The sequence below is a fragment of the Shewanella metallivivens genome, assembly GCF_028750675.1.
Classification (GTDB): domain Bacteria; phylum Pseudomonadota; class Gammaproteobacteria; order Enterobacterales; family Shewanellaceae; genus Shewanella; species Shewanella metallivivens.
Genome location: NZ_JAQQPZ010000003.1, coordinates 246654 through 260018, shown reverse-complemented (window position 1 = coordinate 260018; position 13365 = coordinate 246654). Strand labels below are relative to the sequence as shown.

Here is a 13365-nt window from a genome sequence, read left to right as displayed (position 1 = left end):
TCGGTTTTCCGTACCAAACTGAATGTGAAAGAATTTCAACTCATCGAACATTACTTCCGCAATAAAGGCCAAAAAAGACGCGATGTTGAACTGAGCATTGGCGACGACTGTGCCTTAGTGAATCCGGCAGAAAATAAATCGATTGCGATATCTTGTGACACGTTAGTCGAAAACGTTCACTTCTTAGCTGACATTCCAGCCCATGCTTTAGGTTATAAATCTCTGGCAGTGAATTTATCAGATTTAGCGGCCATGGGGGCAGAGCCTGCGTGGTTTACTTTAGCGATCACTTTACCCAGTGTTGAGCCTGAATGGCTTGAACGCTTTAGCGATGGCTTATTTGAAATTGCCGAATATTACGGTATTGCGTTAGTTGGTGGCGACACCACTCGTGGTCCTCGCAGTATTAGCATTACCATTAATGGCCAAGTGATAAAGGGCAGTGCACTGACTCGCGCAGGCGCTCGCAATGGTGATTGGATTTATGTGACAGGCACGTTAGGGGATTCCGCTTTAGGTTTAGATATTTTACGTGGTGCTAAAATCGTAAATACCGAAGATAAAGAATACCTGATTAACCGCCATTATTATCCCACTCCTCGAGTGTTAGCTGGACAAGCTTTACGAAACTTAGCCACCAGTGCTATCGATTTGTCTGATGGGTTGGTGTCTGATATTCAGCATGTGCTTAAAGCTTCGAAAGTGGGCGCGACTATCGATGTTAGCCAAATCCCATTATCATCATCCATTAAAACAAACCTAAGCCGTGAAGAGGCGCTGAGTTATGCGCTAACAGGCGGCGAAGACTATGAATTATTATTTACTGTACCAGAGTCTCAACGCGGAGCGATTGATACTGCGCTGATCCATGCTGGGGTTAAATTTGTCAAAATTGGTCAAATTTGTGCGGGCGATAAACTCAAGTTGGTTGACCAAGGTGAACCGTTTGTTCCGGTATCGCATGGTTTTGAACACTTTTAAATGACGAACTATGAAACTACTGACTCAAGATAAATTCGTGAACAAACTGTCGCTTGCTAACCCAATTCATTTTTTGGCATTGGGTTTTGGCAGTGGTAAAGCTGCCAAAGCACCAGGCACCTTTGGCACCCTAGCAGCTATACCTTTGGTGTTATTGATGCAACAGTTGAGTTTAACTCCCTACTTGCTTATTACAGTGTTAAGTATGCTTGCTGGTTTTTACATTTGTGGCAAAGCCGCAAAAGACATGGGCGTACATGATCACGGTGCAATTGTATGGGATGAAGTGGTTGGGTTAATGATCACCATGATCGCTGCGCCTGCAGGCTTTGTGTGGTTAGTACTTGGTTTTATATTATTTCGCTTTTTTGACATCATTAAACCCTGGCCTATTCGCTGGTTAGATGCCAAAGTTCACGGTGGCTTTGGGATTATGATAGACGATGTCTTAGCAGGTGTATTTGCATTAATTGGTGTACAGCTTGCGGTTTATTATTTATAACGTAGCTATAAACTTTAACTATTTTAAAAAAGAGCACAATGTGCTCTTTTTTATATTTGATTCTTGTGGTTGTAAACTTAACGATACTGACATTTATTGAGTCATCATTAAATTGCTGCGTAGCTGTTCAATTTCATTATTCATATTGACAATGCGCAACTTAAGATCTGTTTCATAAAAAGTGCAGCTTAATACTTTACCGATCGGGTTGTAGCGTAATTGCCATAACTGCAGCAAGCTATTGTCGTTATCGCAATATTCTGGTTGTATAAGCGTAAACGTAGCATCTGTAGAAGCGGGCTCTTTGGCCATGTTAACGAAATATTCAGCCCGCAAGTTATCATCATCAATGGATTTAATAAACATTTTGACTAACCATTGCTCGTAAAATGGCGCGCTCTCTTGTTGAGCATCTATTTCCATTTGCTGCATGATGTTACGACCAAAGAGCCATTCACCTGAAAATATTCGCTTAAAGTCGCTTTGAGTTAATATGAAAGGAGATTGCCAGGTGCTAATTTTTTTCGAAAATTCTTTGTTTTCAGGGCTAATAGAGTTAGCCAAGTTTAACTGTAGCTTGAGCATGTTATAGGCAATAGTATGGCTCATTAACGAGCGAGAAGAGTGGTACACATTATTCCAAAAATGAGCGTCTCTATCTAAGAATGCTGTAACACCATCAATATCGATTATACTTGCATTAGCGTTAACTCCTTTTATCGCTGCCAGTATGCTTAAATCTCTAAGTTTAAAAAGTTTACTCCAGTGGATTTGCTTCTGATGTGTCAGAGACTGCTCACTTTCTTGCCAATCAGGCATGCTTAATAAAGTATTGTATTGCTCTATCTCAGCATTGTATTTACCTACAACATCCTGAATATAAGTATCGTTATCATTTATAAATTGATTACATGTGACGATATCAGTTTGATAACAAGCGGTTTTAAAACCACGCGTTAACTCAACTTCTTCTGTACTCAGGACTAACAATGATTTTTGTTGAAGCGATGCATTATCTTCAGTAGTGCCAACGATAGTTTTGGCATATTCAAACCCGTTTGTGCTCGATGCAACAGGTTGCTGCTTTAGCCAGCTTTCAACTAATAATGTATTTGGCGATTTTGTTCTGTCAGACGCGTTGATTGCCACTAAGCAAACAACGACAAATACCAACAAGCTGCTCATTATCCCAACCAGCACACCAATCGTTTTTAACAACGTCATCATCATTCATTATCCGTAAATTCCATTTAACACAATGGTAACATGTTGCTGCCATTTGATAAATCATGAGCTTTATTGTAATAATTCTCGAGCGTTGGCTAAGGTGTTTTCAGTAATCACGTCTCCACCTAGTAAGCGTGCCAATTCATTTACTCGTTGATCTTTATCTAATGCTTGCATGGTTGTCTCAGTGTGACCAGCCTTGTTAAACTTATTCACAAACATGTGCTGATGACCATTACCTGCCACTTGTGGTAAGTGGGTCACACACAAGACTTGAGTCGATTCTCCGAGGCTGCGTAACATCCTGCCAACCACTGATGCCGTCGGTCCAGAAATACCCACATCAACTTCATCAAATATTAGTGTTGGAGTAGCGACTTTTTTAGCGGTTATCACTTGAATACCGAGTCCTATACGAGACAATTCACCGCCAGAAGCGACTTTTGAAATGGGTTGTAAAGGCTGCCCTGGGTTAGTGCTCACCATAAATTCGATACTATCACTGCCATTCATTGAAATATTGGCTGGGTCATTAATAACTTGGATACTAAATTTACCCTTAGGCATGTTGAGCTCATGAATCGATTGGGTGACCAATTTATCTAATTCTTTGGCGTAACGACTCCGACTTTGACTGAGCTTTTGTGCATTGGTTAAATAAGCCTTTTGGCTGGCTTCAAGTTGCATTCTTATTTCATCTAGCTTGCTTTCATCCCCCGCTAGCTCGGCTAATTCGGCCATCAACTCTTGATGATGTAATGCGAGTTTGTCTGGACTGACATGATGCTTTCGAGCGAGTTGCATTGCTGTAGATAAGCGCTTTTCAAGGAAGGCAAAATGTTCAGGATCGAGTTCTAAGCGACTTAAATAACTTTCGATTTCACTGGCACTTTCTTGTACTTGGATCAGTGCTTCATTCAACATCGTGCTAATGGGCGCAAGTGAGTCATCATAACCTTGTAACGTGTCTGCGATATTGGTCACTTTATTGAGCAATGATTCAATGTTGCCCTCATCGCTTTCGGTAAGTAAGTGCAAACCCGCTTGGCAACGTTCAATTAGATCGGTGCCGTTAGCTAAACGCTTGTGCTCTTGCTCTATTTCATCAAACTCTTCTAAGCCTAGGTTAAACTCGTTGAGTTCCTCTACCTGATATTGCAGCAACTGTTGACGAGAGATACGCTCATGCTGTGCTTGTTCAAGTTGTTTTAATTCATTTTCAACCTGCTTGCAACGCTGGTAACTGGCACTAACACTATCGAGGAGTAATTTATGGTTAGCGTAACTGTCGAGCAAGTTTAATTGATGTTCGCTTTTCAGCATTGCATGATGGGCGTGCTGTCCATGAATGCCAATGAGCAACTGACCAATTGCTTTTAATTGTGTCACAGGAACTGGATTACCATTGATATAGGCACGTGATCGGCCATCATTATTGATGGTACGGCGCAGTATGCATTCATCTTCGGCGTCCAAATCATTGTCTTCAAGCCAGCGTTTAGCTAGAGGTACATCGTGCAAGGTAAAGCGAGCGCTAACTTCAGTTTTAGTGGCGCCTGGCCTTACGGTATTAGCATCACTGCGATTACCTAAACATAACCCCAGAGCGTCGATAGCAATCGATTTACCTGCACCGGTTTCACCGGTAATGCTTGTCATACCGGCTTTAAAGTCGAGTTCTAAAAAACGTACGATAGCAAAATTGTTAATGCTGAGTTGGCAAAGCATAATGAATTCCTGTCAATGAAACCACCAAAGTACTGTATTGATAAACAGTATATACTGATTTTTTATACAGTAAAGTAGTTGACTTAAAATTATCTTTGCTTAATTGTTAACCAGAAAATGGAGTAATGATTAACCATACGTTTTTAATAGCGTTTCTATTATCGGTAAACTCAAAAAGGTCATTAAGGTGCCGTATAGGATCCCTTGCGCACTCACGTTGGCATGGACTTGGTAACGCTCTGCCAGTAAGTAAACACTTGCTGCCGTGGGTAATGACGCTAATAACACTCCCATGGTTAACCATTGCGGCGTAACACCAAATGTCTTCAATAGGGCGTATGCAATCAGTGGCTGAACCACAAGTTTTAGCAAATTAATGCCGTTTAGTTCGACAATTAATCCTGTGCTAAATACTTTACGGCCACTTTGTTGGCGTAAGGCTTTAACCAGTACCATGCCGATAGCAAATAGGGCGCAAGGGCTTGAGGTATTGCCTATTTGGTGCAGCATTAAAGATATGCTCGAAGGTAAGGTTATATGGCATGCCGATAATGTGATACCTATTGCGCTTCCTACTACAATGGGGTTTTTACCCAGTGCGCTTGCCATAATTAACATGGCTGGTTCAGTTGATTGTTTACTGCGGCTAGCAAGTTCAATTGACACCAGCGCAAAGGCAAACATGATCACCGATAACAAGCTTGCAATAGCTGCGGCAACCAAGGCCATTTTATTACCGGGAAACATTAAGCTCATTAGTGGGATACCGATAAATGCAGTATTACCAAATGTAGAATTTAATGCGCGCATTGCTGCGATCGCTTGCTGTTTGGGCGATTGCCACAATGACAGTAATACCCCTACCGAATAGGTGATGACCATTGCTAAGCTAAACCCTGCAATAAAGCCCCATTGAGCAATATCTTCAATCGGGGTCTCTGCTAAAACAATCAATAAAATCGCCGGGAACGCAACGTAATAAACAAATTGATTGAGAATGACATCGGTATCCGCAGGCAAGATTCTGCTTTTTTGAAATAAGCTACCTAGCAGCATGATGGTGAATACAGCAATAAGCGGGGTAAGAATACTGGACATCCCTCGCAATTCCTTCGCAAAATGATAGAGGTGTCACTTTACTGCTTTTGTCTGTCGTGATGCAATTAGACTAATGATAAAGATGATGTTTTTAATGAGACTAGCGTTTATTGCGTCAGCATTTAATCGGTTAACGTTTGATGAGGTTTGAACACTTTTCTTTCAGTATCAGTGTTTACCTTGTGGCTTATCATTTGCGGGTTATTTGGTGACTTTTGGCGGGGGTAAAATACCAAGTTCAGTAAAAAAATGCACTTGTCTTCTTAATTCAAACAATGAGCCAACACGAACTTGGTTGCCAATCACTAAGGTCCAATTATCTGTTTTACCGTCAGGGTTGGTAAAGGTGTAACCTTGGTAAAAAATCTTTTTCATGGACGATTACTCTATATAGCCTGAATCGCTTCAGGCTGTTTAGATGACAACAGATTGAGTGCTGTGACTATTTTGCTGTTTTGTTTAGCTCATAGTGGCCTAAAACGGATCACTGCATGCTGATGCCAATATTAGATACACCGGCATCAATAATGTCTTTGCGCAAACCTTTCACTAGCTCGCTATCAATATCAGGGTTGGCTTCGATAATATCGAGTAGCATACCTTGAAGCTCCTTTTCTTGTTCCATTACTGGATGTGAAAAAACAAACTCATCAAGTTCTTCATCCATTAACGATTCGTCGCTAATGGCTTCAATATAGTGAGCAACGGTACTTGATGACAATTTGCTGATGTTAGTGATGTCTTCTTCAATTTTGCTGTTAATCGCACTCATTAAAGTTGCAATGGCAACTGCGGCATCCATTGCGGGGTATGCACCATAGGCTTCAAAATTACTTGGATCAGGGGTGTTTTCATCAAGACGTTGCAGGTGCACGTCAATATTGAATTTAATTTTTTTGTCGTACTGGCTTTGCCATAATAATTCTAATGCTGTGCTTAATACTTGTGGCTCACCAAATTCGCAAACTTCAGAAAATAGTTGGTAATTAGGTAGCATGCGTTGGCATAGCGCAAGTGCAAAAAGTTGCTTTTGTGGTAAAGAAAGTGCCTTAAGGCGTTTAAAAAAGCCGGTTTTACTGGTCATGAGGTATATCCACTGATAGCTGGTTTATCACTTGATTTGCCGCTGATTCTACCTTAGTTAACTCATCAAGTAACTCTAGTATTTCTGGCTCTAAATCATCGATGTTAATTTTGTGCTTTAATCCCGACTCAATGTCTTGGCAAAGCTTTTGGGTTGTTGGTACACCGCAATAACAAGTTGCACCATGCAGTTTATGCACAGCTTGTAATAACGTGCTGCTGTCACGGTCGTTTAATGCGTTGGTAATGGTCTCGATTGTTTCGGGTATTGAACTCACAAGCATCTTGAGCATATCTAAGGCTAAATCAGGTTTTTGGTTTGCCTGGGTTAGGCATAAATCCCAATTGAGGATATGGCTGTCAAAGTGAGTAAATTGGGGTTTAGCAATCCAGCGACTAATCACGCCTTTTAATGACACTTCATCGATGGGTTTTGGTAAGAATCCGTCCATTCCGCTGGCTAAAATATTTTCTCGCTCTTCAGCTATTGCATGGGCTGTCACAGCAATAATGGGGGTGTGGCGATTCAGTGAGTGTGCGCGTATATGCTGGGTGGCTGTTATCCCGTCGGTGCCGGGCATTTGAATATCCATAAAAATTAAGTCAAATGCATGGGCTTTGGCCTGTGCGATGGCTTCCTTACCGTTGTTCACCGTGACAACATTGGCGACCAATTCTTTTAATAATGTATCGATGAGTTTTAAGTTGGCGATGTTGTCATCAACCGCTAAAACAGATGCATTAAGTCGTTTTGGAGCATCAATTTTAGCGGGTTCTGGCAAGCTGAATAGCGTTGCTGGTGTTGGCGGATAAATAAGATGATGCGCTAGGGTTAAATCGCTTACGGGTGTACTAAGCAGAATGTCGGCATTGGCTTTGAGTACATTGATAATCACATCTTGGTTAATGCAATCGTGTAAGAGTATAAGGCAGTCAGTATGTTGGCGAGCTTGTTGTAATAGTTCGATAAAGGCTGCATTGTCTGCAAAGCCATGGCAGCTGATGATAATGTAATCAAATTTGCTGTTTTGACTTTTGAGTGCTGACGTGAGGTTATCTGGATTAGTCACATTAGTTAAGATAAGTTGCCATGACACCAAGCGGCGATTAAGCATGTCACGGGTTAACTCGCGAGGCTCATAAAGTAAAACCGATTTATGCTGAAGGACTTCAACAGGAATCACCTCGCCAATTTCAAATTGACTAAGTCCAAGAGGTAAAATAAACCAAAAATTAGAGCCTTTATTCGGTGCAGAGGTAAACCCTATCTGGCCGCCCATTTGATTAATAAGGCGTTTAGTGATCACCAATCCTAACCCCGTGCCGCCAAAACGGCGTGAAATTGAAGAGTCTGCCTGGCCAAAAGCTTGGAACAAATATTCTTGTTGGCTTTCATCAATGCCAATCCCGGTATCGATCACTTCGCAGCGTAGGGTGATATTATCTTCATCTTGTCTTACAAGGTGAATTTTAAGGATTACGCTACCAATATCGGTAAATTTGATTGCATTTCCAACGAGGTTGGTAATGATTTGGCTTACTCGCATTGCATCGCCACTGACACTTTCGGGGACATTTTCATCAATGTCGATAACCAACTCTAACCCTTTCTCATGGGCACTACCGGCAATAATGGTTAAGGTTTCTGTCAGCGTTTCTCGGAGCGCAAAAGGCATTTTTTCGAGCACCATTTTACCGGCTTCGAGTTTAGAGAAATCGAGGATGTCGTTAATAATCCCCAGTAAGTTGCTGGCGCTTCGCTCAATGGTTTTAATGTAATCGAGTTGACTGGTGTGCAGAGGCGTTTTAAGTAACTGTCTTGCAAAGCCAATGACGCCGTTAAGCGGTGTGCGTAATTCATGGGACATATTGGCAAGAAATTCAGATTTAATGCGGCTGGCTTCTAATGCGCGTTTTTTGGCCAAATCTAGCTCGACGTTTTGAATTTCGATTTGCTCTAAAGTTTCGCGTAAATCGGAGGTGGCCTGGTCAATATTTTGTTGCATTTCATCGTGGTATTCAGACAATGAACTCGCCATGGCGTTAATGCCACGTTTTAATAAATCCAATTCACCAATCAAGTTACCTTCAAGACGTGTGTCGAGTTTTCCTTCACGAATTTTTGCCACTACCCGAACCATTTCTGTAATTGGATGGTTAACATGCTTCACTAAACGGAAAGTGAAAAATAAGTTAAACTGCACACCAATCAATACAATAATAAATGCGGCAATAGCGGCTCTATGTTGTTCAAGAAGGGCATTTTCTTTGTTCAACAACACCGAGATATACCCTAAGACTTGTTCTTGTTGGCTATTATAAATGGGCTCTATGAGATGCTGAGTGATGGGTTGTGCATCATTATCTTTTGAGCGGTTTAAGCTACTTAATAACGATGCTTCATAGCCGGTATGCGAAATAATAGGCACCCTAATGACCATGGTGTCATCAATGGTTTCGTGATCCACGCCAATTAATTGAGCTAGAGGCTGTTTATAACGCATGGTTTCAAAATCTTTATGGTAATGCGAGGTGACAAACAGCTGGTTTTCGGCATCAAATACGGCAATAGAATGGATGAGTGATGCGTTGTTTATTTGCGAGGCTGCCAGTAAGCGTTTGGTTGAGTCTCTGTCTTGATTAATGATGCCGAACTCGCTGGCGATGGCCAAAGGTTCAACAATATTGCTGCCTTTGACAATTAAGGTGTCTTCCAATTCATAAAAGCGGTTTATCGTGAAATAACTTCCAAGTAGAATACCCACTACAATTGTGGGCGCTAACGCTAGTACCAGAACCCAAGAACGTAGGCTGTATTTGGTCATATTGTTGGCACTTTTCATGTCAGTTAGGTGTGTTCCTGATGCTAAATCGCTACTATTGCGTCTAGACTGCCAGAAATAGCGCACTCTTGACTAGTTTTTTATTCGACATCTGAGGCCGAAATGGCACAATTTTTCAAAGAAAAACCGAACAAATCTAAACAATTATCTGCCAAGCTGACATTAGACATTACCCAGTTAGACCATTTAGGTGCCGGAATTGCTCAGCATCAAGGTAAAGTTGTGTTTGTCGCCGGGGCGTTGCCAGGCGAGCGTGTGACGGTGCAGTTCGTTGAGCAAAAGAAAAGTTACGCCAAAGCTAAATTAATCAATATTGTTAGTCCTGCCCCTAGCCGAATTAAAGCGCATTGCCCGCATTATGTGCAATGTGGCGGCTGCGATTTACAACATATGGACACGCAGGCACAGCGTGAACATAAACAAATTGCACTCGTTGACCTTATTACTAAGCTATCTAGCACCGAGGGGATTGCTGAACACCTTGTTGTCACACCTATTGTCGATGATGCCTGGCATTATCGGCGTAGGGCAAGGCTTGCAACCGTTTTTGATAAAAACACCCAACGTTTACAATTGGGGTTTCGCGCTGCAAACAGCAATAAAATTGTTGAAATTAATCAGTGTCCAGTGCTTGCTGCGCCCCTGTCTGACCTTATCACACCACTGGCGGTTAACTTAAATCAATTAAAAGCCAAAGCCAGTTTAGGCCATGTAGAATTAACCCAAGCTGACAATGGTCACTTTGCTGTGTTGAGAATAACGAAAACTTTACCTAATTCAGATTTACGTTGGTTAAGTGGCTTTGCCGAAAAACATCAACTTAATGTGTTGTTGCAAGATGACGCTGGCCAATTAACCCAGCTTTATCCAGCTTTGTTATCTGACGAAGATAAAGTGACATTACCGTTTTACCTTTTAGCGGACAACAGTGTTCGTTGCTCGTTTACGCCAGGTAACTTTGTCCAGGTTAATGGTGTGATAAACCAAGCTATGGTTGAGCAAGCTATTGACTGGCTAGATCCTCAAGCCGGCGAGAAGATCCTCGATTTGTTCTGCGGAGTAGGCAATTTTAGTTTACCGTTAGCCAAAAAAGCGGCGCAAGTGATTGCGGTTGAAGGTGTGGTTGAAATGGTTGAACAGGCTAAGCAAAACGCACTCGATAATCAATTAACCAATGTGTCCTTTTATCATGCCGACTTAAGTGCTGATTTATCTGAGCAACCTTGGCTGGGTAATATTGATAAGTTGTTACTTGATCCCGCAAGAGCTGGCGCCTATGAAAGCCTGCAATGGCTGCAAAAAATGCAGCCTAAAAAGGTGGTTTATGTGTCGTGTAATCCGGCAAGTTTAGCTCGCGACAGTAGTGTATTATTAGCAAATGGTTATCGAATTGCTAAAGTCGGTTTGGTTGATATGTTTCCTCAAACGCATCATATTGAGGCGATGGTTTTATTTGAGTTAGGTAAATAAGTGTCAGCTTTTTCAGTATTATCAACTGGTATGCTATAAAATTGTTCAACTAAACATGTTTGAATTGACAAACGTGCCTAGGGCTTCAAGATAGCGTATTCAGTTGTCGTTTTTACCTCATTTCGCCATGAATCAGCGAAATGAAGGTGGGTATCAGTCGGTCATGCGGCTAAGGAAGGGTTCATGGTATCTGTTCGCGAAGCACATTTTAATACGCAAGCATTCCAATTAGATGAGTGGGTCGCCCGTTATATTGACGACAAAGACGACGCTCAAACATTATTAGCGTTGATCCAGCAAGTTGAGTCCTTACCGGTCAAAAACAAACTGGCGCATACCGAACTGCTTGCCCGTGCCCGTGAAATGATCGAAATCTTAGCGCCACTGAATATGGACATTGAAACACTGCAAGCTGCAGTGCTGTTTTTAATGCATGAAGCTGGCGTGCTAAGTGATGAACAATTAGTTGAAAAGTATGGTGACAATTTAGCAAAGTTGGTGGCTAGTGTGGTCACCATGAATGCGATTGGTGCACTTAAAGTCAGTGAGAATTCACGTGATGCCGAGCCTCAAATCGACAATATTCGCAAAATGTTATTGGCGATGGTTGAAGACGTACGCGCAGTCGTGATTAAGCTTGCAGAGCGCGTGTGTTTACTGCGGGCAGTGAAAAATGCCGACGAAGAAACTCGTGTGTTATTGGCTCGAGAAATTGCCGACATTTACGCACCATTAGCTAACCGTTTAGGGATTGGTCAACTTAAGTGGGAACTCGAAGATATTTCGTTCCGTTATTTACACCCAACCGTTTATAAAGATATTGCCAAACAGTTAGATGGTAAGCGCGTAGACCGTGAAGTGTTTATTGACAAGTTTGTCACCCAACTACAAGAGCGTTTAGATAAGGATCAGATCCGCGCCAAAGTGTATGGCCGCCCCAAACATATTTACAGCATTTGGCGTAAAATGAAGGGCAAAGATCTTAAATTTGATGAGCTGTTTGACGTAAGGGCAGTGCGTATCGTGACTGAACGATTACAAGATTGTTATGGTGCGTTAGGCGTGGTGCATGATTTATGGCATCACATTCCGCGCGAGTTTGACGACTATGTCGCGAACCCAAAACCGAACGGTTACCAATCTATCCATACTGTCGTGGTTGGCCCTGAAGGCAAAACCGTCGAAATTCAAATTCGCACTGAAGCCATGCATCAAGACTCTGAGCTTGGTGTGGCTGCGCATTGGAAGTACAAAGAAGGTGCGGGTAATGCGAAACAAACCGGTTACGAAGAAAAAATTAACTGGCTACGTAAAATTTTACAGTGGCAAGAAGATGTCGCCGAAAGTGGCAACTTGGTTGATGAAGTTCGTAGCCAGGTATTTGAAGACCGAGTTTATGTCTTCACCCCTAATGGCGAAGTCGTCGATTTACCTTTAGGCTCGACCGTGCTCGACTTTGCTTATTATATTCATTCACAAGTTGGGCATAAGTGTATTGGAGCCAAAGTGGATGGCCGTATTGTGCCGTTTACTTACCAAGTTGAAACCGGCGAGCGCATCGAGATTATTACGTCAAAAACGCCTAACCCAAAACGTGACTGGCTCAATCCTAACTTAGGTTACATCAAGTCATCTCGTTCTCGCTCTAAAATCCAACATTGGTTTAAACAGCAAGACCGCGACAAAAATATTGCCGCCGGTAAAGAAATGCTCGAGTCTGAATTATCCCGCGTTGGCTTAAAAATCAAAGATGCTATCGTGGCGGTTGAACGTTTTAACTTAAATACCATGGACGACATGTTAGCAGCCATAGGCGGCGGTGATTTACGCCTAAACCAAGTGGTTAACTTTACTGAAACTAAAGTCCGAAAAGTAGAAGATACCGACGAAGACTTAGTGGAAGACATTCTTAAAAAAGCCTCTAACAAACCTAAAAAATCAAGCAAAGGCCAGGTTGAAGTTAACGGTGTCGGCAATTTAATGAGCCATATTGCCCGTTGTTGCCAACCTGTACCCGGTGATGAAATTTTTGGTTATATCACCATGGGACGTGGTATTTCTGTGCATCGTAGTGATTGTGAACAAGTTAAAGAACTAATGCGCGCACACCCTGAGCGCAGTGTTGATGTCATTTGGGGCGAAAACTATTCTGGCGGATACCGCATTCGCGTACGAGTATTATCCCATGACCGCAGCGGCTTGTTACGTGACTTAACGACGGTGCTAGCTGCTGAGAAGTCTAACGTAATGGCCATGAGCTCATCATCAGATGTAAAAACTCAAACGGCAACCGTGGAGCTTGAACTTGAGCTATACAACTTAGATGGATTATCGCGCATCATTGCGAAATTATCGCAAGTTGACGGTGTCATTGAGTCTCGTAGATTATAAAACCGTAAGAATCAACAAAAGACTCGGCACAAAGGCACCTTA

The 13365-nt window shown here is 42.1% G+C and carries 10 protein-coding genes; 4 read left to right on the top strand and 6 right to left on the bottom strand.

Annotation, left to right across the window (positions count from 1 at the left end; all coding sequences use genetic code 11):
- The first annotated feature begins 24 nt into the window (after positions 1–24).
- Positions 25–981: a thiamine-phosphate kinase gene (gene thiL / locus PQR79_RS06465; RefSeq protein ID WP_238106979.1), complete on the top strand. Its 957-nt coding sequence runs from the start codon at positions 25–27 to the stop codon at positions 979–981.
- 10 nt (positions 982–991) lie between these two features.
- Entirely contained in the window at positions 992–1483 is a 492-nt protein-coding gene (locus PQR79_RS06460; protein WP_238106981.1) for a phosphatidylglycerophosphatase A family protein, read from the top strand.
- Between the two features lie 93 nt (positions 1484–1576).
- Here the strand turns inward: PQR79_RS06460 and PQR79_RS06455 are convergent, their stop codons facing one another.
- From PQR79_RS06455 to barA, 6 genes are all read right to left on the bottom strand, one after another.
- Positions 1577–2713 carry a hypothetical protein gene (locus PQR79_RS06455; RefSeq protein ID WP_238106982.1) on the bottom strand — a complete coding sequence of 379 codons (1137 nt, stop codon included), beginning with the start codon at positions 2711–2713 and terminating at the stop codon, positions 1577–1579.
- 66 nt (positions 2714–2779) lie between these two features.
- Entirely contained in the window at positions 2780–4438 is a 1659-nt protein-coding gene (recN, locus tag PQR79_RS06450) for a DNA repair protein RecN (protein ID WP_238106984.1), read from the bottom strand.
- A gap of 129 nt (positions 4439–4567) precedes the next feature.
- On the bottom strand, positions 4568–5536 hold the full coding sequence (locus PQR79_RS06445) for an AEC family transporter (protein ID WP_238106986.1): 969 nt from the start codon (positions 5534–5536) through the stop codon (positions 4568–4570).
- 201 nt (positions 5537–5737) lie between these two features.
- Positions 5738–5911, bottom strand: coding sequence for a DUF3319 domain-containing protein (locus PQR79_RS06440; protein ID WP_238106987.1), 174 nt, complete (start codon positions 5909–5911; stop codon positions 5738–5740).
- 109 nt (positions 5912–6020) lie between these two features.
- On the bottom strand, positions 6021–6620 hold the full coding sequence (locus PQR79_RS06435; RefSeq protein ID WP_238106989.1) for a YjaG family protein: 600 nt from the start codon (positions 6618–6620) through the stop codon (positions 6021–6023).
- Positions 6610–9444 carry a two-component sensor histidine kinase BarA gene (barA, locus tag PQR79_RS06430; protein ID WP_424532311.1) on the bottom strand — a complete coding sequence of 945 codons (2835 nt, stop codon included), beginning with the start codon at positions 9442–9444 and terminating at the stop codon, positions 6610–6612. Before barA ends, PQR79_RS06435 begins: the two co-directional genes overlap by 11 nt.
- Positions 9445–9564: 120 nt before the next feature.
- On the opposite strand from barA, the gene rlmD reads away from it, so the two are divergent.
- A complete protein-coding gene (rlmD, locus tag PQR79_RS06425) occupies positions 9565–10932 on the top strand; it encodes a 23S rRNA (uracil(1939)-C(5))-methyltransferase RlmD (protein ID WP_238106993.1) in 1368 nt (455 codons plus the stop codon).
- A gap of 183 nt (positions 10933–11115) precedes the next feature.
- On the top strand, positions 11116–13323 hold the full coding sequence (gene relA, locus PQR79_RS06420) for a GTP diphosphokinase (protein WP_238106995.1): 2208 nt from the start codon (positions 11116–11118) through the stop codon (positions 13321–13323).
- Positions 13324–13365: the final 42 nt, after the last annotated feature.

Bases quoted from the DNA above. Each gene is read 5' to 3' on its own strand.
- PQR79_RS06460 (WP_238106981.1), top strand. From the start codon at position 992: ATGAAACTACTGACTCAAGATAAATTCGTGAACAAACTGTCGCTTGCT.
- PQR79_RS06455 (WP_238106982.1), bottom strand. From the start codon at position 2,713: ATGATGATGACGTTGTTAAAAACGATTGGTGTGCTGGTTGGGATAATG.
- recN (WP_238106984.1), bottom strand. From the start codon at position 4,438: ATGCTTTGCCAACTCAGCATTAACAATTTTGCTATCGTACGTTTTTTA.
- PQR79_RS06445 (WP_238106986.1), bottom strand. From the start codon at position 5,536: ATGTCCAGTATTCTTACCCCGCTTATTGCTGTATTCACCATCATGCTG.
- PQR79_RS06440 (WP_238106987.1), bottom strand. From the start codon at position 5,911: ATGAAAAAGATTTTTTACCAAGGTTACACCTTTACCAACCCTGACGGT.
- PQR79_RS06435 (WP_238106989.1), bottom strand. From the start codon at position 6,620: ATGACCAGTAAAACCGGCTTTTTTAAACGCCTTAAGGCACTTTCTTTA.
- barA (WP_424532311.1), bottom strand. From the start codon at position 9,444: ATGACCAAATACAGCCTACGTTCTTGGGTTCTGGTACTAGCGTTAGCG.
- rlmD (WP_238106993.1), top strand. From the start codon at position 9,565: ATGGCACAATTTTTCAAAGAAAAACCGAACAAATCTAAACAATTATCT.
- relA (WP_238106995.1), top strand. From the start codon at position 11,116: ATGGTATCTGTTCGCGAAGCACATTTTAATACGCAAGCATTCCAATTA.